This is a genomic window from Mesorhizobium quangtriensis (assembly GCF_040081925.1).
GTDB classification, from domain to species: Bacteria; Pseudomonadota; Alphaproteobacteria; order Rhizobiales; family Rhizobiaceae; genus Mesorhizobium_K; species Mesorhizobium_K quangtriensis.
Map to the genome: position 1 here is coordinate 82,699 of NZ_JBEBMF010000004.1, position 21,036 is coordinate 103,734.

Here is a 21,036-nt window from a genome sequence, read left to right on the forward strand (position 1 = left end):
TGATCGTTTCGGGAAATTGAACGATGAGTCTGCAAACGCGCGACCCGCTGAACGCCTTCCTCGACCATCCCGGGGTAGCGGTCGAAAGTGCGAAGGATGGCCCGCTCGCAGGACTAACCCTCGGCGTGAAGGACATCTTCGACGTCAAGGGCTACGTGTCCGGATGGGGCAACCCGGATCGCCACGCAGAAGCGCAGCCGGCCCTCACGACAGCGTCTGCTGTGCAGCGCCTGCTCGATACCGGCGCGCGTTTTATCGGAAAGACCCAGACGGAAGAACTCGCCTTCTCGATGATCGGGCAGAACGTGCACTTTCCGCATCCGGTCAATCCTGCCGCCCCCGACCGCATCACCGGCGGCTCGTCATCCGGTTCGGCCGCGGCGGTGGCAGGTGGGCTGGTCGATATCGGAACGGGCTCCGACACAGGCGGATCAGTACGTGCCCCGGCGAGCTTCTGCGGATTGATAGGATTGCGTACTACCCACGGCCTGATCCCGCTGGACCATACGATGCCGCTGGCTCCGTCGTTCGACACGTTCGGCTGGTTCGCGAAGGACATGGACACCTACGAGAAGGTAGGTCGGGCAGTGATCACGGAAACCGGCGCATCCCCGTTGGCCCCTCCAGACGGAAAGCCGCGCCTCATCTCCCTGCCGGCGCTGGACGAACTGCTGGCCGGACCTACCGAGGCGACAGCCTACAGCCGCATGCGACGCCGCGTCGAAAGCGTTCTCGGTCCAGTACGTGCAGCCAAGCAGCCACCCTTCGGAATCGACGAGCTCTACTGGGCGACGCGCAGGCTTCAGGCGCACGAGGCATGGGCGGCGCACGGCGAATGGATCTCCGTGCCTGGCAGGCGGATCGGCGCCTCAATCTACGAACGCTTCGCTTTCGGAAAAACAGTAAGTGCCCAAGAGGTAGCCACCGACACGCGCTTTCGGACAGCGTTCCGTGTCGCACTCGGCGAACTGCTTGGCGACGACGGGGTGCTGTTGTTGCCGACGGTGCCCTGCGCCGCCCCGAGAAGTGCAAGTACACCCGAAGAAATGGGCGCTTTCCGCGAACAGGCGATCAGGCTGCTCTGCTGGTCCGGTCTCTCCGGATTTCCCCAGATCAGCCTGCCCGTTGGCTTTGTCGACGGCGCGCCGTTCGGCCTCTCGCTGCTTGGGCCCGCAGGAAGCGATCTTGCGCTGATCAGGCTGGGGCGTCGGATTATCGAGACAGGAGCCTAGCAATGGATACGCTAACGCGCATGCGCGCCTTCATCGATGTGGTGGAAGCCGAAGGCTTTTCCGCTGCGGCGCGCAAGATCGGTCGCTCGAAGGCTCTGCTGTCGAAATATGTGCGCGAGTTGGAGGACGAACTCGGCGCGCTGTTGCTCAACCGCACGACACGGCAATTCTCCCTGACCGAAGCGGGACATACCTACTACAAGCGCGCTTCCGAGATCGTGCGCGAGGTCGACAGTCTCGCGGACGCCGTCCGGGAATCGTCGGGCGACGTGCGTGGCAGGATCAAGCTTTCGGCACCGAGAACCTTTGCCGACGCACCGATCGGGCAATCGCTTATCGACTTTGCGGTGGCGCACCCGGAGATCATTCTTGAAGTCAACCTCGACGACCGCTTTGTGGACCTTGTGGAAGAAGGTTTCGACCTCGCGGTGCGCATCACCCGACTGGAAAATTCGTCGCTGATCGCAAGACGACTCCTGCCGTTCACCACGCGCATTTGCGCATCACCGGAAGCGATCGAAAAGTACGGTGCGCCCGAACGGCCGCAAGACCTGTCGAGCAGGCCGTGCGTGATAGACACCAACGGCCGCTGGCTCTCAAACTGGCCGTTCGTCGGTGAAAACGGCCAGATGTTTACGGTTTCCGTGACCGGCAGGATTGAGGTCAACAGCCCTATGGCGACGCGTGCCGCAGCGATTTCAGGTCTCGGCTGGGCGGTTTTGCCCGACTTTATCGCGGAACCCGATATTCAGAGCGGCCGTCTCGTGCCGGTGCTGGACAACTGGATTCCGAAAGGCGGCGGCATTTTCGCCGTCTATCCGCATCGAAGGTATTTGCCCGCGAAGGTCAGGGTGCTCGTGGATTTCCTCGTCCAGTGGTTCAAGAAAGCCGAGGGCGACCGGTGACAAATCGTGGCGGCGTCCCACTTTCGCCCGGATTGTGCTAACGTTACATCGCGAGGGAAAGACAAGGGACCACCGCTAGGAATGCGCGTTTCCACGACAGTTTTGGGATTGGCCGCGCTGCTTGCCTCTATAGGGCCGGCGCATGTCCACCCGCATGTCTTCGCCGAGGCAAGGCTCGACGTCATCGTCAATCCTGACGGCACGGTGAAGTCGCTACGCCACCTCTGGCGCTTCGACGATCTCTTCTCTTCGACCGTGCTGGTCGAGTTCGACGCCAATGGCGACCTCAAGCTGGATGATTCGGAACTGCAGGAAGTATCCAAGACCGTCTACGACTCGCTGGCCGACTTCAACTACTTCCAAATGGTGACGCTGGACGGCAAGGACGTGGCGATGAAGCCCCCGCCGCAACTGATGGCCAACTTCGAAAACGACCAGCTCATCATCATGTTCGAATCCGAGCCGAAGGAAGCCCTACCGCTGAAGGGCAAGGTGGATTTCGGCGTCTATGACCCGACGTTCTATACCGCCATTGAATATACCGACGACCAGAACATGGCTGTGAACGGCATTCCGTCCGGCTGCACGCGCTCGGTTATCCGCCCCGATCCTGACGAAGCGATCGCGCAGAACCAGGCCTCGCTGACCGAGGAATTCTTCACCGATCCGACCGGCACCGATCTCAGCAAGATCTTCGCAACGAGGTTGGAACTGACCTGCACGTCGTAAGGCCGGGCGAAGCGGACATGAACAAGACTAAGGTTCGGATCGTCTTTGGCGCAATCGTGCTTGCTTATGTGGCGACACATTTTGCTGGCCACGCGCATGCGCAAAGCTCGCTCGGCATCGGGACTGCAGAAACCGCCGTGCCGTCGACCGGACTTTTTTCCGGGCTGCTGAACTGGGTCAACATGCAACAGCAGCAATTCTACCGCGCGCTGACCGGCGCGCTGAAATCGATGCGCGAAAACAACAGCAGCCTCTGGGTGCTGGTTGGGCTCTCTTTTGCCTACGGCGTTTTTCACGCCGCCGGCCCCGGACACGGTAAGGCCGTGATCTCCTCGTACATGCTGGCCAACGAGGTCGCGCTCCGCCGGGGCATCATGCTCTCGTTCGTCTCCGCATTCCTGCAGGCGGCAGTGGCAATCCTGCTGATAACCCTGGTGTTCCTCTTTTTGCGAGGAACCTCGATAAAAATGACCGACGCCACGTGGTTCCTGGAAATCGCGAGCTATCTGCTGATTACGCTGTTCGGCGCATGGCTGCTCTGGCAGAAGTCGGTGCCAAGAGTACGTGGCCTGTTCGGCGCGACGCAAGCTCACAGCCTATCGGCCGCGCGCACTGCATCCCCCTCGCAAAGCGCCTTCCAATGCGTCGATGCGGATGACCATAGCGTCGATGCGGTTTGCTCGACCTGTGGCAATAGTCACGCTCCCGACCCTGCCATGCTTTCGGGAGACAATTTCAGTTGGAAGACCGCGTGGTCGGCGGTTGCGGCGGTCGGCATGCGTCCCTGCTCGGGCGCCCTGATCGTCCTCACCTTCGCCTTCCTGAACGGGCTCTGGCTAGGCGGCGTTCTGTCGGTGCTCGCCATGGCTCTCGGCACGGCAATCACCGTCTCGATCCTCGCAACCATGGCCGTGACCGCCAAGAACTGGGCTGTGGCCTTCGCGGGCGACGGCCGCATGGGCAACCGTGTCCACGCAACGATCGAGATCGCCGGCGCGACCATGGTCCTTCTGCTTGGCCTGCTGATGCTGAGCGCAACCTTGCTCCCTGGCACGGGAGGCTACCCAGCAAGCCAGACGAGTTCAGCGCAAGTCGCGCCGCTTCTGGCTTCTCCCTCGTAGCCAGAACACTGCGAAGAAGGCCATTACGAAGGCCACGGCTATAAACGCCGCAGCGACCGTCGAGAGATTGCCTACGGCCAGCATGATGGTCGGCATATAGAACGCACCCAGCCCGAAGACAGCGAGCAGGATGGCGGCGGCTATGGCGGAGTTGCGGTTCTCGGGGCTCATAGCGCCACTCTATACCAATGCCTCAAAGGGCAAAGCCGCCATCGACGTTCATTACGGTTCCCGTGGTGAAGGCCGCCTCATCGGACGCGAGATAGACGACGATCGGCGCGATCTCTGACGCATCGGCGACGCGCCCCATGGGCTGGCGCTGGACGAACATCTCAAGCGCCTTCTCCTTGCTGCCCCACTCCTTGCCAAGGGTCTCGACACGATCCTCCCAGGAGGGCGACCGAAAGGTCCCCGGCGCCACGGCGTTGCAACGTACGCCGTCTCGAATGTAGTCGGCGGCGACTGCCTTTGTGAGGCCGATGACCGCTGCCTTGCTGGCGCCGTATGCATAGCGGTTCGGGATACCGCGTACGGACGAAGCGCCCGAGGCGATGTTGACGATGGAACTTGTCTTGCCGCTTTCCTTCGCACGCTCCAGCATACCCGGTAGGAACGCCTTGATGGTCCGGTGCATGGACTTGACGTTTAGGTCAAACGAAAATTCCCAGTCCTTGTCGTCGGTGGTCAGCACAGTGCCGTGGTGCACGTAGCCGGCAACGTTGACGAGGATGTCCACCGGACCGACTTTTGCTGCGTAAGCGTCGACAGCCTTGGTCGACAAAACGTCGAGCTTTGCTTTCTTGGCCTTGGCCAGCCCATCCAGTTTCTCGCGAGAGACATCCGAAGCGTAAACGGTCGCCCCCTCGGCCACGAGGGCCTCCGCGATGGCGCGGCCGATCCCCTGCCCTGCTGCCGTCACCACGGCGATCTTTCCCTTGAGCCTGCCGGCCATAGTTCCTCCCGATGATCTGCTAGTGGATATGTTGCGTTCCGCCGTCGGTGCATGCTCCGAATTCCGGCTCGACAGTGGCATGGTCTATGCCGTGTTTTTCCGCAAGCCGCGTCTTGATGGCAACGACAGCTTTGTGAGCATCGACGTCCTGGGCAAGGCAGGCATGCAGCGTCGCCATGTGCTTGGAGCCGTCCAGCGACCAGAGGTGCATATGGTGCACCTCACGAACTCCAGGCACGCTGGCTTCCAGATCGCGCGCGATGTCGTCGCGATCAAGACCGCCGGGGACGCCTTCGAGCAGCAGGTTGCCCGACTCGCGCACCAACGACCAAGCGCTGCGGAACAGCAGAACGGCAACCAGCGCCGAGAGGATCGGGTCGATCGGCATCCAGCCCGTGAAGATGATGACCGCGGCTGCGATAAGCGCCGCGAGCGAACCGAGCAGGTCGCCCACAACATGGAGGATTGCACCGCGCATGTTCAGGCTTTCGCGGCTGCCGCCGTGGAGAACCAGGAACGCGGCGATGTTCACGACGAGGCCGAGCATCGCGATGACGAGCATCGGCCCTCCGAGCACAGGCGTTGGTTGACTAATCCTGTGGAAGGCCTCGACCACGATCCAGGCGCCGATCGCGAAGATCGCAATGCCATTGGTAAATGCCACCAGCGTCTTCACGCGATCGAAACCATAGGTCAGGCGCGCGGTAGCAGGCCGTTCGGCCAGATGGAAAGCGTACCAGGCAAGTCCCAGCGAAATGGAATCCGTCAGCATGTGGCCGGCGTCGGCAAGCAGCGCCAGCGAGCCCGTGATGAGGCCACCCGCCGCTTCCGCGAACATGAAGCCGAAGGTCAGCAGTGCTGCGATCAGGACGCGTTTCTTGTCCGTGCCACCATGCACATGGCCGCGGCCATGGCTATGGCCAGCATGGTCATGTCCTGCGTGATCATGCCCAGCATGATCGTGGTCGTGATCATGGCCGGGGGTTTTCGGAGTAGCCAAAGAAAATCTCGCTAGTAACGAAATAACCTTTCACGTCAAAGACTTACGGAAGTCTTCCAGACGCCTTTTCTGGTTTCCGTCACTATCAAAGTTCTTCGGGTCAAGCCAGCCCTCGTATGCCTTAAGCAACGCCGGCCACTCCTTGTCGATGATGGAGTACCAGGCAGTGTCCCGGCTTTCGCCCTTGATCACCATGTGCTGCCTGAACAGGCCTTCGAAGGTGAAGCCGAAGCGCTCGGCAGCCCGTTTCGAGGGTTCGTTGCGGTTGTTGCACTTCCACTCCCAACGGCGATAACCGAGCTCATCGAAAATGTGGCGCATGAACAGGTAGTGCGCCTCGGTCGCCGCCGGTTTTCGCTGCATCAGCGGCCCCCAGTGGATGTGGCCGATCTCGATGACGCCGTTTGCCGGATCGATGCGCAGGAAGGTCTGCCGCCCGGCAACCTTGCCGGAAGCCTTGTCGATGGCGACGAAGTAGAGCGGGTCCTCGCTGGCCTCCGCCTTGTCCAGCCATGGCTGGAATACCTCGCGGCTTTCCGGCGTCGTCTCGCCGAGCCAGCGGAAGCGCTCGTCGGCATTCGCGACCGTGGCCGCTTCGTAGAGCCCGTCGCCATGCCTGGCCGCAGACAGCGGCTCAAGCCGGACATACCGGCCTTCGAGAACCTTTCGTTGGGGACGCGGGCGCGGCGCCCAGTTTTTCAGCTCTTCGCTCACGGCGGCTTCACTCCGATTGACTTTGCCTCGTCAGGCTCACAGAAACACGCAGGACACTTTAGCGCCAGATAGGGAGGAAAAATGCTCCACACAGTCGCCGCCTTCGACCGGCTGGGAGAAGAAAACGCCTTTGCCGTGCTTGCCCGCGCCACCGCGCTGGCCGCGCAGGGGAAGGACATCATCAACCTTGGCATAGGCCAGCCCGACTTCAAGACGCCTTCCCACATCGTCGAGGCCGCTATCAAGGCGCTGAAGGACGGGCATCACGGCTATACGCCGGCGACCGGACTGCTGGCGACGCGCGAGGCTGTCGTCCGCCGCACCCTTGCCATGACCGGCGTCGAGGTCTCGCCGGAAAACGTCATGATCCTGCCCGGCGGCAAGCCGACGATGTACGCGGCCATCATCATGTTCGGCGAACCGGGCGCAGAGATCATGTATCCCGATCCCGGCTTCCCGATCTATCGCTCGATGATCGAATTCACCGGCGCGACCCCTGTTCCTATCCCGATCCGCGAGGAAAACGGGTTTGCCTTTTCGGCGGAAGAGACGCTTGCGCTGATCACGCCCAAGACACGCCTGATCATCCTCAACTCACCGGCCAACCCGACGGGCGGGGTGACGCCAAAAGTCGAGATCGACAGATTGGTGAAGGGACTGGAAAAGCATCCCGACGTCGCCATTATGTCCGACGAGATTTACGACGTCATGACCTATGACGGCGAGGAACACACCTCGCTGTTGAAATACCCGGAAATCCGCGACCGCCTGATCGTGTTGAACGGCTGGTCGAAGACATGGGCGATGACGGGCTGGCGCATGGGCTGGTCGATCTGGCCGAACGGCGAGAAGGGCGGCAACCTCTACGACAAGGTGCGCAAGCTGGCGGTCAACTGCTGGTCCTGCGTCAACGCGCCAAGCCAGTTCGCCGGCATCGCCGCGATTGACGGTCCGCAGGATGAGGTCGAGATGATGAAGGCCTTCGACAACCGCCGCAAGATTGTCGTCGAGGGCCTGAACGACCTGCCCGACGTGTCATGTATCACGCCGAAGGGTGCTTTCTATGCCTTCCCGAATGTCTCGAAAACCGGTTGGAAGGCGAAGAAGCTGGCCTCTGAATTGCTGGATGGCGCCGGCGTCGCATTGATCGGCGGCCCGGACTTCGGCATCCTCGGCGAAGGCTACATCCGCCTGAGCTACGCGAACTCGGAGGAGAACATCCTGCGGGCGCTCGAACGAATGAAGCTGTTCCTCGAGAGCAACCGCCAGGGTTGAATTCTAGCCACTTCCGGACCGTTTTAACGGGCTAAGGTGGGCTTGCCCGCGTATCGTGGATTATTCCGCGCAGAAGCAGTCCGATGAACACGGTCAGGCCGGCTGCGCTCATCGCGTTGATGGAGAACAGGGTCGCATACTCCGCATCCGTATAGCTGGACAGCGGCGCGCCGTAGCGTTCGTGCAGCAGGAAGTAGGACAGGAACACGGCGACGATCAGGGCGAAGCCCGCCACCCATTCGGACGGCCTGAACAGGGCGGCGGCGATAAGCGCGCATGGTATGAGGAACAGTTCCACACCTGAGGCTGGCCCCAGAGCCTTGGCGGCAACGATACCGTTTCCTATGCCCACCAGCGGCAGCATGACCCGGCCGGCGAAAGGATGGCGGCGCGACACGGCCGGGACCGCGGCAAAAAACGGCGTCGAGAAGAAGGTCAGCAGCGAAGGAATGAACCGGTCGCCGACCACTGCATAGAGATAGAGTGGGTAGAACGGTTGGTTTGAAACAACGACAAGTGCAATCCAGTTCGACGCCCCAACAAGCGGATCCTCATGATCAGCATAGCGCTCGATCCAGCGCCACGCAGCCACGATTGAAGAGTGCAAGCCCATGTCTGCGGTTACGTGTGGGACCGGGCACCGGATCAATCCAATTGCTTGGCAAAACCATCGTGGAACCTAGATATGGCATACCCAGCCACCAAGCATTCCATGAGGGACAGCACATGCCTGAATCCATTTCCCTGAACGACGGCTTTTCGATCCCACAACTTGGGCTCGGCGTCTGGCAAGTGGATCCATCGATCACCGCGAAGGTGGTGGGCTGGGGCATCGCCGCGGGATATCGCTTGATCGACACGGCCGAAGGCTACGGAAACGAGGAAGGCGTCGGAGAGGCGATCCGTTCCGCCGGCATCCCCAGATCGGAACTCTTCGTCACATCCAAGCTCCGCAATCGGGCGCACGAGCGTGACGCTGCGCTTCGAGAGTTCGATGCCACGATGCGCAAGCTCGGGGTCGAGCAGCTCGACCTGTTCCTGATCCATTGGCCGGTGCCGAAGCAGGACAAATATGTGGAAGCGTGGAAAACCCTGATCGAACTGCGGGACGCCGGGCGCGTCCGCTCGATCGGCGTCTCGAACTTCAACAGGGATCATCTGGAACGCATCATCGGCGAAACGGGCGTTACGCCGGCGGTGAACCAGATCGAACTTCATCCCCGTCTCCAGCAACGAGCGGCTCGCGCTTTCCATGCCGGGCACAAGATTCAGATCGAGAGCTGGAGCCCGCTCGGCAGCGGTCGCCTGCTGGACGATGCGACGATTGGCGGGATCGCCAGGAAGCACGGCAAGACGACCGCCCAGACGATCATCCGGTGGCATCTTCAGGAAGGGCTGGTCGTCATCCCGAAGTCGGTAAACCGGGATCGCATCGCCGCCAATTTCGATGTTTTCGATTTCGAGCTTGATGCCGACGACATGAAGTCCATCGCTTCGCTGGACACAGCTGGAGGCCGGACGGGCGCAGATCCGGCCACGGCATCATTCATGTTCTAACGTCCAGCGGCGTTATCCCCTGCCGACGAACGGCATCTTGGTCGCCATGACGGTGAGGAAAAGCACATTTGCGTCCGGCGGCAGGCTCGCCATGTAAACGACCGCGTCCGCGACGCGCTGGGCGTCCATGACAGGCTCGGTCGCCATCGTACCATTGGCCTGCGGCATGCCTGTCGTCATCGACGCGGCCATGTTGGTCAGCGCATTGCCGATGTCGATCTGTCCGCAGGCGATGTCGAAGGGACGGCCGTCCAGCGCAAGGGTCTTGGTCAAGCCTGTGATCGCATGCTTGGTCGCCGTGTAGGGCACGGAGCCCGGACGTGGCGCATGCGCGGAAATCGACCCGTTGTTGATGATGCGCCCACCCATCGGGCTCTGCCGGCGCATCATCGCGAAGGCGCCGCGCGCAACGAGGAACGAACCGGTGAGGTTGACCGCCACAACGTCGTTCCAGACCTCCACCGGCACCTCGTCGATGGTCGATGTCTTGAAACCGGTCCCGGCGTTGTTGAAGACGAGATCGACTCGGCCGAAGGCCTTCTCGACCTCGGCGTAAAGTGCATCGACATCGGCGGGCTTTGTCACGTCGCAGGCGACAGCGAGCGCCGTCGCTCCGGTTGCCGCGGTTTTGATCGCCTGGCCTGCGGCTTCATCGAGGAGACTCTTCCGGCGTCCGACGAAAACCGTGTTCCAACCCTCGGCAAGCAGAGTCGCGGCGGTCACCTTGCCGATTCCCGAACCGGCTCCGGTCACGATCGCGGTCTTTCCATTTGCAGATTTTGCTTCGGGCATCGATTTCCTCCTCGGAGTGCGCGAAACGCAATCGCAGATAGGAGGGAAAGAGGCAAGCTCCCATGAGGCCGAAGGTATCGACAAAAAGGGCGGTCATTGGCGACCGCCCCAATTCGCGGATCGGGCTTGGGAGGAGGAGAACGCCGATCCGACTAACGGGAATCCTGCGCCTGAATGGTTAACGAAACGTTAACGAGCGCTCCAGGCCTAATTCAATCGGGTTTCACCAGCGCGGAGGATTCGTGCCCGGCACTGGCGGCACCGAGGTTCGTGCTGAAGCATCGACCGGCACAGGCTCCTTGGCGGCCGAAACGGTGGCCTCGATATGATCCACCAGCGCGTCTGGAAGCTGGAGTCGCCCCGCGAGCAGGTCGAGATAACCACGTTCCGCACGTGTGTTTGGATCGATGGTCAAACGAGAGGCCGTATAGAGCTCAACACGTTGCGCCTCGGTCTGCGCGAGCGAGACGAGTTCGTCGAGATCGAGCGGCTTTTCGAGCTCTTCCCGCAGAAAGGCTTCCGCTTCCGGGCCAAGTCCGGCAAGAGCCAGCCTGTCGCCGATCTTTTTCTTCTCGTCGTCATCGATATGGCCGTCGGCCTTGGCGGCTGCGATCATCGCGCGGACCAGCGAGAGCGAGAATTCCGCCTCGCCTTGTGGCGCCTGTGCGGGATTGAAGGCGTCGTCGGATGGAGGCGGCAAAAGGACGGGCCCACCTTGTGTGGACGCAGTTCCGGGCTGCTGGCCGACCTGATAGCTCTGGTAGGCCTTGTAGGCGAGGCCGGCGACTGCGGCGAGGCCGCCAAGCTTGATGGCAGAACCTGTCACCTTGCGCCCTGCCCCAGTTCCAAGCAGCACGGCAACCAGCGCGCCGGTTGCCAGCGGATTGTCCTTGGCAAGTTGCGTTGCCTGCCCGGCCTTGTCCCGAACGGTGGATTCCGTTCCCGGAATCTTCGAGCCTAGCAGGTCGTCGAGCAGTTTCTTGGGATCGAACATCAAGCTCTCCTTGTCACGCGCCACTGTGAAGTAGTCGCCGGCCACGACTTTACAATGACGGCGACCGTCGATTTTCGTATTCGGCTGGCCTCAATTCCCGATATGCGGACGCGCGCCGCGACCCGCAGCGAGTTTGACCTGCCGGTGGCGCTCTGCATAACGGGCACGATCTTCCGCGCTGCGTTCGTAATAGCAACTTTCGCAAGACACGCCTTCCTCGAACTTCGGCGACAGCCGGTTGGCGGCCGTCAGCGGACGACGGCAGGCACGACACAAAGCCGCATCGCCAACCTCCAGGCCGTGCGCAACCGATACCCGTTCGTCGAAGACGAAGCACTCGCCCTGCCAGAGGCTTTCCGAGGCCGGCACCTCCTCGAGATATTTCAGGATGCCACCCTTGAGATGAAAAACATCTTCTATTCCAAGTGAGCGCACATAGGCGGTGGCCTTTTCGCAGCGAATTCCACCCGTGCAGAACATCGCGACTTTTTTCCCCTCCAGTTCAGCGCGATGACGTTCCACCCAGGCGGGGAAGTCGCGGAAACTCTGCGTTTCGGGGTCGAGCGCACCCGCGAATGTGCCGAGGCGAACCTCGTAATCATTGCGCGTATCGATGACCACCGTGCCCGGATCGGCAATCAGCGCGTTCCAATCGCTAGGGGCGACATAAGCGCCGGCGTCGGCGAGCGGATCGATATCCGCAACGCCCATGGTTACAATCTCTTGCTTCAATCGCACCTTCATGCGGTGGAAAGGCATCTCGTCGGCGGACGAATATTTGACGTCGAGGCCCGCGAATTCCGGCATATCCTCCAGATGGGCGATGAGTTCGGCAATCGCCTTCTCGCTGCCTGCAACCGTCCCGTTGATGCCCTCTCGGGCAAGCAGCAAAGTACCCTTGATACCGCGCCCACAACAGAATGCGGCCAACGGGGCACGCAGTTCGTCGCAACGGTCAAGCCGCACGAAGCGGTAGAGCGCCGCGACACGGAAAGCAGGTGTGAATGAATTCATGGCAGCAGCCGGTATCGATTTGGCACAAAAATTTCAAGATCGACAAGAAAAGCCGTTTATATACAATGGCTTATAGATAAGACAAAGCACTCTGACGTAACATTGATCTGCAATCCTATCGCCCGTTTATCCCCGTCGTGCGGACCGGATCGACACTTGTCCGAAAAGGAGAGGTCGATGTTCACGCAGCAAACCATAGATGAAATCAGGCAGGTCGCAGTCGAGTTCGGCATCGAACCGGCGGCACTGCTCGCCGTGGCCGAAGTGGAGAGCGGTGGCGCCGTCTTTGCGCTGATCGAAGGCCGGCAGGAGCCTCTGATCCGCTTCGAAGGCCATTATTTCGACAGGCGCCTTTCAGGCGATGCACTGGCAATCGCACGCACTGCGGGCCTTGCGTCGCCCCACGCGGGCGCGATCGTCAACCCGGCGTCGCAGGCGGCGCGCTGGCGCTTGCTGGAGCGAGCAGCTTCTATCGACCACCGCGCCGCCTACGAATCCGTCTCATGGGGCCTTGGCCAGGTCATGGGAGCGCATTGGGCATGGCTGGGCTTTGGCGACATCGATACGCTGGTGGCCGAGGCGCGCGTCAGCGCAGCGGGACAGGCGCGGCTGATGGCGAAATTCATCGACAAGTCAGCGTTGCGGCCATCGCTGCTGGCGCACGACTGGGAAGCGTTCGCTCGCGGCTACAACGGCCCAAACTACAGAAAGAACGCGTATCACACGAAACTCGCGTCGGCTTATCGCAGGTTGGCCGGCGGCTCCGATATCCCAGGCAAAGCCGACCCAGCGCCAAAGTTGCTGCGATACGGATCTGCTGGGGAAGCTGTACGCGATCTGCAGACGTCCCTCTCAGCACTCGGCTATCCGCTCACCGTCGATGGCAAGTTTGGTAACCGCACCAGGCGTGCGGTCATGGCTTTTCAGAAAGACCGGGGGCTTGAGATTGATGGAATAGTCGGCCCTGCCACAAGAAAGGTGATCGGCGAGGCGATGCCGTTCAGCGGTTCAGGGTGGCAAAAGATTCGCGATTGGATCGAGAAGCTTTTCATCGCTCGCCGTCCAATATGATCAGCATGTTACCTTGGGTTTCATGGACTCGTCACGGTCGTTCTGCTAACCGATTGAATTCCCCCCTCATGACGGAGAGCAGACGTGGCAGGCAAAACCGAAAAGCTTCTTTCGCTGCTCGACGGGCAGCCTGTCATTCCCGTGATCAAGATCAAGGACCTTGAGAATGCCGTACCGCTGGCGCGTGCGCTGGCTGCCGGTGGGTTGCGCATGATCGAGATCACCCTGCGCACGCACGACGCGCTCGAAGCCATCCGGCGCGTTGCCGGCGAGGTAGAAGACGCCGTGGTCGGCGCGGGCACCGTGCTGAACCCGAAGCAGTTCGACGAGGCGGCTGCGGCCGGTTCCAAGTTCATCGTCAGCCCCGGCCTGACGAGCAGCCTCATTTCGGCGGCAGCCGACAGCGAAGTGCCGCTGTTGCCCGGAGCCATAACGCCGGGCGAGATCATGACCGCTCTGGAAGCTGGCATCGACTTCCTGAAGTTTTTCCCGGCAGAACAGGCCGGCGGCACGACTTTCCTGCGCTCGCTCGCCTCGCCACTCGCCTCCGTCCGCTTCTGTCCGACGGGCGGCATCTCTGCCCTCAACGCCGAGGAATATCTCGCTGTGCCGAATGTTGTGTGCGTCGGTGGTTCGTGGGTCGCGCCGGACGACGCGATACGGGACGGGAAATGGGACGTCATCGAGTCTCTTGCCCGTCAGGCGAGCGCGCTCAAGCCGATCTGACACCTGTTCCCGGAAGGAAAAAAGGCCGGCATAGCCGGCCTTTTTCTTTGTGATCTTGCGATCAGTTTGTCTGGAAGCGAGCGACCGGCATGAAGCTCACCGCCTTGCCACTAAAGCGGCTTGCGTCGGCAACAACGGTGTCTCGCTGGAACCCTGTAGCGAAAACCTGGCTGGGCGCGGTGCGCACCATCAGATGCGCCACAGCCGGAGCGCTGGCGTCATAGGCGAGCGTCGTCTGTCCGCCGAGTGCCCACCGAGCCGCTTCCGGTTGCGCAGCAACAACCTGCGGCTTTGGCGCGGGTTTGGTAGCGTCTGCCCGGGCGCGGTCACCCTTTGACGTCGTCTTGGAGTCGGTCGGAGCATCGGCAAGAGAGGCCACGGATTTGGGCTTTGCGGCTGCGGGTTGGGCTGCTGCCGCGAGGCGCTTGCTCTTTCCGTTTGAGGCGGCAGCGCTCTCTTCCTCGGAGGCAATAAGCGCGGCGACGTCGAACCCATCCGAGGCCGGGCGCTGTTCCGGTGCGGGAGGCGCAAGCGCAAGCAGAGGAGAGCCAACCTCTTCGCCTTCCTGGGCGGGACGCCAGCTCGGCAACGGAATACTAGCGCTTTCAGCCTCGTCGTACGCCGCTTCAGCATCCACGGGCGTAGCCGAAGCAACGGCAAAGGGAATGTTATCCGGTTGCGCGGGATCGGTCGTCCCGTTCACCGCCCCGGCATCCGCCGGCGCGGCAGCCATCGTCTGACCGACATCGACCTGCGGCCGAGGTGCGAAGAGCGGCACGGGAACATCACGCGCCGGAAGCGCGGCTATGATTGTCTGGGGGGTCTCAACGACCTCTTCGTCGGCGGTCGAGAAGGGAACGGTTGCCGGGTTGGCTTCGTCAGGCGGAACAATGCTGATTTCCGCGGACGGCTTCGGAGCCGGTGCGGACGCGACAACCGTGCCCGAGCCTTCGCTGTTATCCTCTTCCTCATCGGCGCCGCCACCAAACAACGCCGCCAGAAGGCCGCCGGAGCGTCCCTTCTTCTCCGGAGCGGCAGCGGCAAGTGCGAGAGCGGTGGTTCCAGACTTCTTGCGCGACTCATAGGACGCGAGCGCCTGCTCGAAGCCCGGCAACGGCTTGCCGTCGGAAGGCACATGCAGCGTCTTGCCGTTCGGGAACACCGCGACGAGTTCGCTGCGGCTCATGCGCGGCCAATGCCTGACATTGCCGACGTCCATGTGGACGAACGGTGACCCGGAGCGCGGGTAATAACCGACGCCACCGGCCTGGGCCCGAAGGCCCGCATCACGCAGCTTTTTCAGCGGCACGCCTGGAATGTAGAAATCCATCGCTTTGCCAAGCATGTGCTGGCTCTTGTTGGCGACGCCTTTCGAGCGCTTGCGCAGCATCGAATTGGTCGCCGGGGAGCGATAGGCGGAGACGACATGGATGTAATCCTTGGCGCCGACAGCCCTGTAGGCTTCCCAGACCGTGTCGAGCAGGCGGGGGTCCATCTTCGTGGGCTCGTTGCGCCGCCAGTCGCGCAGGAAGTTGTTGATCTGCCGCAGGCCGGCCTGATCGTAGCGGCCATTGCGCTTGAACGTGATCTCGGCACGTTCCTTGGTATGAATGAAATAGAGCTTAAGCGTACGGGTCTCGGCCTGTGCGGCCTGTGCGCCAAACGCCATCACGCCGAACACCAGCATGAACCCTGTAAGCCATTTTGGCCAGATCGTGGTCTTCACGGTCGGCCGCGCATTGGGTCGGTCTGCTCTCGTCAAATCAAAAGGCCTTGCAGGCTGCCGTTTGTCCCCGAAGACGACGAACGGATGCGTTGGAGTGACATCCGAATATCGATCCTAATGGTTAATCCCCGCTTATTGAAGTCGAAATGCGGTAACACCGTGGCAACAATCTGGTGCAAACCGGCCAGGCAGTATCGTGGTAAATCGACGGTTTAAATCAAATTGCGCGCCATACAAGCCGTCGAGCGTACCATCGGCCACCAGTCAAGTCAGGAGGCAAGCCTGTCGAGCCGGCCCTCTTCGGGATCGATACCATACTCCTTCAGCTTCCTGTAGAGCGTGGATCGTCCTATCCCCAGACGGCGAGCCACCTCACTCATCTGGCCGTGGTAGTGCTCGATAGCGAGCTTGATCATCTCCAGCTCGACATCTGCGAGGGTTCTGACGTTGCCACGATCGTCGAGCGCCCGCAGCACGAAGGATTGCGGAGATGCCGCGAGCTGAATCTGTTCGGCGGGAGCTTCCCCGGCGGTGGGCGGCTGGCGATCCACCCGGTCGAGGTCGATCGACCCTTCGACTTGTGCCCGTATCTGCGGGAATTCCTCTTCGGTAAGGATTCCGCCCTCGCAGAGTACGGAAGCCCGAAATACCGCATTTTCAAGCTGCCTTATGTTGCCGGGCCAATCATATGACCGAAGCATGGTGAGAGCGCCCTCGGAGATGGCGTTCACAGGCGCTGCCCCCCCCTTGCCCCCCGGCACGCGCGCCATGAAATGCCGCACCAGATAGGGGATGTCGTCCCTGCGATCCCTTAGCGGCGGGACGATGATCGGATAGACGTTCAGCCGGTAAAACAAGTCCTCGCGGAAGGCGCCGTCCTTCACCTGCTTCAACAGGTCGCGATGGGTTGCGGAAATCAGCCTGATATCGACCTTGATGGTGGACTTGCCGCCGACAGGATCGACCTCGCCATCCTGCACGGCGCGCAACAGCTTCACCTGCACGTCGAGCGGAAGATCGCCGATCTCGTCCAGAAAAAGCGTTCCGGTATGGGCTTCGACAAATTTGCCCGCATGCTTTTCGGTCGCCCCGGTGAACGCGCCTTTTTCGTGGCCGAACAGGATGCTCTCGACCAGATTTTCTGGGATCGCACCACAATTGACCGTTACGAACGGTTTCGAGCGTCGTTCGCCCGAACCCTGTATCGCCCGGGCAACCAGTTCCTTGCCGACGCCTGATTCGCCTTCGATCAGGATCGGAATATCGGACGCGGAAGCCTTTTGCGCGAGCCTCAGGACCTTTTCCATCGTCGGGCTTTTGGTCACGATGTCCTTGAAGGTTATGACGCTGCCACGCCGGACGGAGCGGCGGGCGTCGGCCTCCATGGCCTCGACCTTGAGTGCATTGGCAATGGCAGTGCGCAGCCGTTCGGGCGAAGCGGGCTTGACGACAAAGTCAAACGCCCCGTTGCGCATCGCCGACACGACTGTATCGATGCCGCCCTGCGCCGTCTGGACGACCACGGGAATGTCGATTTCGCGCTCGCGCATGGCCTTCAGCACGCCGATGCCGTCGATACCGGGCATGGCGAGATCGAGCACGATTGCGGAAATCGCACTTCCGGCGGAACTTTCCAGTTTCGCCAGCGCTTCTTCTCCTCCTTCGACCGGTACAACCTCGTAGCCGAACTTCTCAAGCGAAGCCTGAAGCAGCCTGCGCTGCACGGGATCGTCATCGACTATGAGGATGGAACCTGCCATGAGGAATCGCTATCTGAGGGTATCTTGCTTCGGAGCCTGTTGCCGGCGAATGGATCAACTTGGCACAGGCTTCTAAACAACGCTTCAAAAAAGCCGGTGAACGAAGTCTTTAGACTTTTCACGGCTTCGGATTCGGAAGGCTGACCATGCGACTGTTCTCGGGCGAACGAAAGGGCACTGCGGCGGCCAAGGCGAAAGACCTTGGCGACCTGCCGGAATGGAACCTCGCCGATCTCTATACCGGGATAAATGCACCCGAACTCAATACCGACATGGAGCGAGCAGCGGCCGAGTCGCAGGCGTTCGAGAGCCGATGGAAGGGCCAGCTCGCCGCGGAAGCCGCGAGGGGTGCGGCAGGGCAACTTGGCATCGCTCTGCGCGACTACGAGGGCCTCGAGGAACTGATCGGTCGCATCGCCTCCTATGCCGGGCTGATCTACGCCGGGGACACATCGGATCCGCAACGGGCCAAGCTTTACGGCGACGTGCAGGAAAGGATGACGGACGCATCCGCGCATCTCCTGTTCTTTGCTCTCGAGCTAAACCTGATCGACGACGCCGTGATTGAGCAGGCGCTCGCAGACGACACGTTGTTCGGCCACTACCGGCCTTGGGTCATCGATCTGCGCAAGGACAAGCCCTACCAGCTCGAGGATCGCATAGAGCAGCTTTTCCACGAGAAATCGGTGACAGGACGCGGTGCCTGGAACCGTCTCTTCGATGAAACAATGACGGAACTGCGCTTCGACGTCGGCGGTGAGGAGATGCTTCTCGAGCCGACGCTGAACCGCCTCCAAGACGCCGACGGCAAGGTCAGGCAGGAAGCCGCCGAGGCTCTTGCGGTGACCTTTCGCAAGAACCTGCGGACGTTCACGCTGATTACCAACACGCTCGCCAAGGACAAGGAGATTTCTGACCGCTGGCGTGGCTTCAAGGACATCGCGGATTCGCGTCATCTGGCCAACCGGGTCGAGAAGGGCGTGGTGGATGCCCTCGCTGCAGCCGTGCGCGAAGCCTATCCCCACCTGTCGCACCGCTACTATCGGATGAAGGCGCGTTGGCTTGGCATGGACGCAATGAACCACTGGGATCGCAACGCGCCTCTGCCTGAAACGCCGCAGGCAACAATCGGCTGGGAAGAGGCGAAGAACACGGTTCTGTCGGCCTACCAGGATTTTTCGCCGGACATGGCGGAGATCGCGCGCACCTTCTTCGACCGCAACTGGATCGACGCGCCGGTCCGTCCAGGCAAGGCGCCGGGCGCCTTCGCGCATCCGACCGTGCCCTCCGCCCATCCCTACGTCCTGCTCAACTACATGGGCAAGCCGCGCGACGTGATGACGTTGGCGCACGAACTCGGCCACGGCGTGCATCAGGTTTTGGCGGGCGGGCAAGGCGCGCTGATGGCTTCAACGCCGCTGACGCTCGCCGAAACCGCCTCGGTGTTCGGCGAAATGCTCACCTTCCGCTCCCTGCTCGATCGCACCAAGGACAAGCGGGAGCGCAAGGCGATGCTGGCGCAGAAGGTCGAGGACATGATCAACACGGTCGTGCGCCAGATCGCCTTCTACGAATTCGAGCGCAAGGTTCACACGGAGCGCCGCAACGGCGAACTGACCTCAGACAAGATCGGCGAGTTCTGGCTGGAGGTGCAGAAGGAAAGCCTTGGACCAGCAATTAAGCTGCGGGACGGGTACGAGACCTTCTGGGCCTACATCCCGCACTTCATCCATTCACCGTTCTACGTCTATGCCTACGCCTTCGGCGACTGCCTCGTGAATTCGCTCTACGCCGTCTATCAGAACGCCGAGCGCGGTTTTCAGGAGAAGTATTTCGAGATGCTGCGAGCCGGCGGCACGAAGCATCATTCGGAGCTTCTGAAGCCCTTCGGGCTGGACGCCTCCGATCCGAAATTCTGGCAGGGCGGCCTTGGCGTCATCAGCGGACTGATCGACGAACTGGAAGCGCTGGATAAGGCGACGGCTTAAACCGCCTCCACCACAAGTTCCAGGTCGAGATCTGCGGCTGCCTTGACGCGCACCGTCGTGCCGGCGGGAAGATCGGGGCCGGCGACGCGCCACATCGTGTCTCCGATCTTCACCCGGCCGCGACCGTTGACGATCGGCTCGGTGAGCGTGGCGAGGCGTCCGACGAGTTGGTCGCCACGGCGGTTCAACAGCGGCTGGTCGGACGTATCGCCCCGGCTCCTGACGATCTTCTTGCCGACAAGTGCGCAGGCAAGCGACAGCGCAAGGAAAAGCACAACCTGTAGCTGCCAGACCCAGAAGCCGGCATCCCAGAACATGAGCGACAACGCACCGACGATCAGCGCGGCAAGCCCGATCCAGAGCAGGAAAACGCCAGGCAGGAAGACCTCCAGGATAAGCAGCACGAAACCGAGCGCCATCCAGTTCCACGGACCCAGTTCTGAGAAGAAGCGGACGATCATCGCCGTCGGCCTACTGGTTTTCGTCGGGCCGCACGGAAGGCGGACGCTGCGACTGCCGAGATGGCGTGCCTGACGGGCCGTTGCCAAAGACCTCCTTGGCGATCGCGCCGATGCCACCAAGCGACCCGACCAGCGCCGAGGCCTCGAGAGGCATCATGATGATCTTGCTGTTGCTGGCCGAGGCAATCTTCGCCAATGCGTCGGTGTATTTCTGCGCCACGAAGTAGTTCACAGCCTGGACATCACCCTTGGCGATTGCTTCGGACACAACCTGCGTCGCCTTCGCTTCGGCTTCCGCTGCGCGTTCGCGCGCTTCCGCGTCACGGAAGGCTGCTTCCTTGCGGCCTTCGGCCTCCAGAACCTGCGCGGCCTTGAGACCTTCCGCGGCGAGAATCTGTGCGCGCTTGTCGCGCTCGGCCATCATCTGGCGGGCCATCGAATCGACCAGATTGGCCGGCGGGTTGATGTCCTTGATCTCGACTCGTGTCATCTTGATGCCCCACGGATGCGCCGCCTCATCGACGATCCTGAGCAGCCGCTCGTTGATCGCGTCGCGGTTGGATAGGAGTTCGTCGAGGTCCATCGAGCCCATGACCGAGCGGATGTTGGTCATGGTAAGGTTGAGAATAGCGTTCTGAAGGCCGGACACCTGATAGGCCGCCTGCGGCGCGTTCAGCACCTGATAGAAAGAGACGCCGTCGACCGACACGATGGCGTTATCCTTGGTGATCACTTCCTGGGTCGGAACTTCGAGCACCTGCTCCATCATGTTCATCTTCGCGCCGATGCGATCGATGAACGGGATGATGATGTTGAGGCCGGGCGTCAGTGTCTTCGTGTAGCGGCCGAAGCGTTCCACAGTGTAGTTATAGCCCTGCGGAACGGTCTTGATGCCGGCGAAGAGAACGACCAGCACAAGGACGACAAGCACCGGTATGACGATATCGAAGCCTGAAAACATCTGCTCTCCCCCAAGTTGGAGCGACGGTTGCCGCCTGCCGAATCACGTAGGAACCCGG

At 61.5% G+C, this 21,036-nt stretch carries 21 protein-coding genes; 9 read left to right on the plus strand and 12 right to left on the minus strand.

The features are described 5' to 3' along the window. Positions 1–23 precede the first annotated feature (23 nt). The 4 genes from ABMA32_RS20025 (at position 24) to ABMA32_RS20040 (ending at position 3,987) form a co-directional block, all read left to right on the plus strand. Positions 24–1,232 (plus strand): amidase, encoded by a 1,209-nt coding sequence (locus ABMA32_RS20025; RefSeq protein WP_349015572.1) that lies wholly within the window; start codon positions 24–26, stop codon positions 1,230–1,232. 2 nt (positions 1,233–1,234) lie between these two features. Next, positions 1,235–2,137 carry a LysR family transcriptional regulator gene (locus ABMA32_RS20030; RefSeq protein ID WP_349015573.1) on the plus strand — a complete coding sequence of 301 codons (903 nt, stop codon included), beginning with the start codon at positions 1,235–1,237 and terminating at the stop codon, positions 2,135–2,137. A gap of 81 nt (positions 2,138–2,218) precedes the next feature. Further along, a complete protein-coding gene (locus ABMA32_RS20035) occupies positions 2,219–2,866 on the plus strand; it encodes a DUF1007 family protein (protein WP_349015574.1) in 648 nt (215 codons plus the stop codon). A gap of 17 nt (positions 2,867–2,883) precedes the next feature. Beyond that, complete coding sequence (locus tag ABMA32_RS20040) at positions 2,884–3,987, plus strand: nickel/cobalt transporter (protein WP_349015575.1); 1,104 nt, start codon at positions 2,884–2,886, stop codon at positions 3,985–3,987. Here ABMA32_RS20040 and ABMA32_RS20045 read toward each other — a convergent pair. Genes ABMA32_RS20045 through ABMA32_RS20060 form a run of 4 tightly spaced genes read right to left on the minus strand, consistent with a single transcriptional unit; the run spans position 3,949 to position 6,653 of the window. Further along, the gene (locus ABMA32_RS20045) at positions 3,949–4,158 is read right to left on the minus strand and encodes a hypothetical protein (protein WP_349015576.1); all 210 of its coding nucleotides are present in this window, start codon (positions 4,156–4,158) and stop codon (positions 3,949–3,951) included. The two genes, ABMA32_RS20040 and ABMA32_RS20045, sit on opposite strands and share 39 nt — an antisense overlap. Before the next feature lie 22 nt (positions 4,159–4,180). Further along, positions 4,181–4,939 (minus strand): SDR family oxidoreductase, encoded by a 759-nt coding sequence (locus ABMA32_RS20050; RefSeq protein WP_349015577.1) that lies wholly within the window; start codon positions 4,937–4,939, stop codon positions 4,181–4,183. A 19-nt stretch (positions 4,940–4,958) separates the two neighbouring features. Further along, positions 4,959–5,939 carry a cation diffusion facilitator family transporter gene (locus ABMA32_RS20055; protein WP_349015578.1) on the minus strand — a complete coding sequence of 327 codons (981 nt, stop codon included), beginning with the start codon at positions 5,937–5,939 and terminating at the stop codon, positions 4,959–4,961. Between the two features lie 30 nt (positions 5,940–5,969). Next, positions 5,970–6,653, minus strand: coding sequence for a GNAT family N-acetyltransferase (locus ABMA32_RS20060; protein ID WP_349015579.1), 684 nt, complete (start codon positions 6,651–6,653; stop codon positions 5,970–5,972). An 81-nt stretch (positions 6,654–6,734) separates the two neighbouring features. Here ABMA32_RS20060 and ABMA32_RS20065 point away from each other — a divergent pair, with 81 nt between their 5' ends. Further along, positions 6,735–7,928, plus strand: coding sequence for a pyridoxal phosphate-dependent aminotransferase (locus tag ABMA32_RS20065; RefSeq protein WP_349015580.1), 1,194 nt, complete (start codon positions 6,735–6,737; stop codon positions 7,926–7,928). A 31-nt stretch (positions 7,929–7,959) separates the two neighbouring features. Here the strand turns inward: ABMA32_RS20065 and ABMA32_RS20070 are convergent, their stop codons facing one another. After that, positions 7,960–8,535, minus strand: a complete 576-nt coding sequence (locus ABMA32_RS20070; RefSeq protein ID WP_349015581.1) for a hypothetical protein — start codon at positions 8,533–8,535, stop codon at positions 7,960–7,962. Positions 8,536–8,654: 119 nt separating this feature from the next. Between ABMA32_RS20070 and ABMA32_RS20075 the strand changes: the two genes are divergently transcribed. Beyond that, on the plus strand, positions 8,655–9,485 hold the full coding sequence (locus tag ABMA32_RS20075; RefSeq protein ID WP_349015582.1) for an aldo/keto reductase: 831 nt from the start codon (positions 8,655–8,657) through the stop codon (positions 9,483–9,485). Between the two features lie 12 nt (positions 9,486–9,497). Here ABMA32_RS20075 and ABMA32_RS20080 read toward each other — a convergent pair whose 3' ends face one another. The 3 genes from ABMA32_RS20080 to trhO form a co-directional block, all read right to left on the minus strand. Beyond that, positions 9,498–10,277: an SDR family oxidoreductase gene (locus ABMA32_RS20080; protein ID WP_349015583.1), complete on the minus strand. Its 780-nt coding sequence runs from the start codon at positions 10,275–10,277 to the stop codon at positions 9,498–9,500. Between the two features lie 223 nt (positions 10,278–10,500). Next, the gene (locus ABMA32_RS20085) at positions 10,501–11,271 is read right to left on the minus strand and encodes a tellurite resistance TerB family protein (protein WP_349015584.1); all 771 of its coding nucleotides are present in this window, start codon (positions 11,269–11,271) and stop codon (positions 10,501–10,503) included. 90 nt (positions 11,272–11,361) lie between these two features. Further along, a complete protein-coding gene (gene trhO / locus ABMA32_RS20090) occupies positions 11,362–12,285 on the minus strand; it encodes an oxygen-dependent tRNA uridine(34) hydroxylase TrhO (protein ID WP_349015585.1) in 924 nt (307 codons plus the stop codon). A 177-nt stretch (positions 12,286–12,462) separates the two neighbouring features. Between trhO and ABMA32_RS20095 the strand changes: the two genes are divergently transcribed. Then, on the plus strand, positions 12,463–13,356 hold the full coding sequence (locus tag ABMA32_RS20095; RefSeq protein WP_349015586.1) for an N-acetylmuramidase domain-containing protein: 894 nt from the start codon (positions 12,463–12,465) through the stop codon (positions 13,354–13,356). A gap of 84 nt (positions 13,357–13,440) precedes the next feature. Further along, positions 13,441–14,082 carry a 2-dehydro-3-deoxy-phosphogluconate aldolase gene (locus tag ABMA32_RS20100; protein ID WP_349015587.1) on the plus strand — a complete coding sequence of 214 codons (642 nt, stop codon included), beginning with the start codon at positions 13,441–13,443 and terminating at the stop codon, positions 14,080–14,082. A 61-nt stretch (positions 14,083–14,143) separates the two neighbouring features. Here ABMA32_RS20100 and mepK read toward each other — a convergent pair whose 3' ends face one another. Continuing rightward, positions 14,144–15,769: a peptidoglycan L,D-endopeptidase MepK gene (gene mepK / locus ABMA32_RS20105; protein WP_425475575.1), complete on the minus strand. Its 1,626-nt coding sequence runs from the start codon at positions 15,767–15,769 to the stop codon at positions 14,144–14,146. 308 nt (positions 15,770–16,077) lie between these two features. Continuing rightward, on the minus strand, positions 16,078–17,568 hold the full coding sequence (locus ABMA32_RS20110; protein WP_349015589.1) for a sigma-54-dependent transcriptional regulator: 1,491 nt from the start codon (positions 17,566–17,568) through the stop codon (positions 16,078–16,080). A 146-nt stretch (positions 17,569–17,714) separates the two neighbouring features. On the opposite strand from ABMA32_RS20110, the gene ABMA32_RS20115 reads away from it, so the two are divergent. Beyond that, a complete protein-coding gene (locus ABMA32_RS20115; protein ID WP_349015590.1) occupies positions 17,715–19,556 on the plus strand; it encodes a M3 family oligoendopeptidase in 1,842 nt (613 codons plus the stop codon). Here ABMA32_RS20115 and ABMA32_RS20120 read toward each other — a convergent pair. Together ABMA32_RS20120 and ABMA32_RS20125 are read right to left on the minus strand one after the other, a co-directional pair. After that, the gene (locus ABMA32_RS20120) at positions 19,553–20,017 is read right to left on the minus strand and encodes an NfeD family protein (RefSeq protein ID WP_349015591.1); all 465 of its coding nucleotides are present in this window, start codon (positions 20,015–20,017) and stop codon (positions 19,553–19,555) included. The two genes, ABMA32_RS20115 and ABMA32_RS20120, sit on opposite strands and share 4 nt — an antisense overlap. Positions 20,018–20,027: 10 nt before the next feature. Further along, positions 20,028–20,978, minus strand: a complete 951-nt coding sequence (locus tag ABMA32_RS20125; protein ID WP_349015592.1) for an SPFH domain-containing protein — start codon at positions 20,976–20,978, stop codon at positions 20,028–20,030. Positions 20,979–21,036 lie beyond the last annotated feature (58 nt).

What these genes read in the sequence shown, in the direction of transcription:
- ABMA32_RS20025 (WP_349015572.1), top strand. Translation starts at nt 24, where the DNA reads ATGAGTCTGCAAACGCGCGACCCGCTGAACGCCTTCCTCGACCATCCC.
- ABMA32_RS20030 (WP_349015573.1), top strand. Translation starts at nt 1,235, where the DNA reads ATGGATACGCTAACGCGCATGCGCGCCTTCATCGATGTGGTGGAAGCC.
- ABMA32_RS20035 (WP_349015574.1), top strand. Translation starts at nt 2,219, where the DNA reads ATGCGCGTTTCCACGACAGTTTTGGGATTGGCCGCGCTGCTTGCCTCT.
- ABMA32_RS20040 (WP_349015575.1), top strand. Translation starts at nt 2,884, where the DNA reads ATGAACAAGACTAAGGTTCGGATCGTCTTTGGCGCAATCGTGCTTGCT.
- ABMA32_RS20045 (WP_349015576.1), bottom strand. Translation starts at nt 4,158, where the DNA reads ATGAGCCCCGAGAACCGCAACTCCGCCATAGCCGCCGCCATCCTGCTC.
- ABMA32_RS20050 (WP_349015577.1), bottom strand. Translation starts at nt 4,939, where the DNA reads ATGGCCGGCAGGCTCAAGGGAAAGATCGCCGTGGTGACGGCAGCAGGG.
- ABMA32_RS20065 (WP_349015580.1), top strand. Translation starts at nt 6,735, where the DNA reads ATGCTCCACACAGTCGCCGCCTTCGACCGGCTGGGAGAAGAAAACGCC.
- ABMA32_RS20075 (WP_349015582.1), top strand. Translation starts at nt 8,655, where the DNA reads ATGCCTGAATCCATTTCCCTGAACGACGGCTTTTCGATCCCACAACTT.
- ABMA32_RS20080 (WP_349015583.1), bottom strand. Translation starts at nt 10,277, where the DNA reads ATGCCCGAAGCAAAATCTGCAAATGGAAAGACCGCGATCGTGACCGGA.
- ABMA32_RS20085 (WP_349015584.1), bottom strand. Translation starts at nt 11,271, where the DNA reads ATGTTCGATCCCAAGAAACTGCTCGACGACCTGCTAGGCTCGAAGATT.
- trhO (WP_349015585.1), bottom strand. Translation starts at nt 12,285, where the DNA reads ATGAATTCATTCACACCTGCTTTCCGTGTCGCGGCGCTCTACCGCTTC.
- ABMA32_RS20095 (WP_349015586.1), top strand. Translation starts at nt 12,463, where the DNA reads ATGTTCACGCAGCAAACCATAGATGAAATCAGGCAGGTCGCAGTCGAG.
- mepK (WP_425475575.1), bottom strand. Translation starts at nt 15,769, where the DNA reads ATGCTGGTGTTCGGCGTGATGGCGTTTGGCGCACAGGCCGCACAGGCC.
- ABMA32_RS20110 (WP_349015589.1), bottom strand. Translation starts at nt 17,568, where the DNA reads ATGGCAGGTTCCATCCTCATAGTCGATGACGATCCCGTGCAGCGCAGG.
- ABMA32_RS20115 (WP_349015590.1), top strand. Translation starts at nt 17,715, where the DNA reads ATGCGACTGTTCTCGGGCGAACGAAAGGGCACTGCGGCGGCCAAGGCG.
- ABMA32_RS20120 (WP_349015591.1), bottom strand. Translation starts at nt 20,017, where the DNA reads ATGATCGTCCGCTTCTTCTCAGAACTGGGTCCGTGGAACTGGATGGCG.
- ABMA32_RS20125 (WP_349015592.1), bottom strand. Translation starts at nt 20,978, where the DNA reads ATGTTTTCAGGCTTCGATATCGTCATACCGGTGCTTGTCGTCCTTGTG.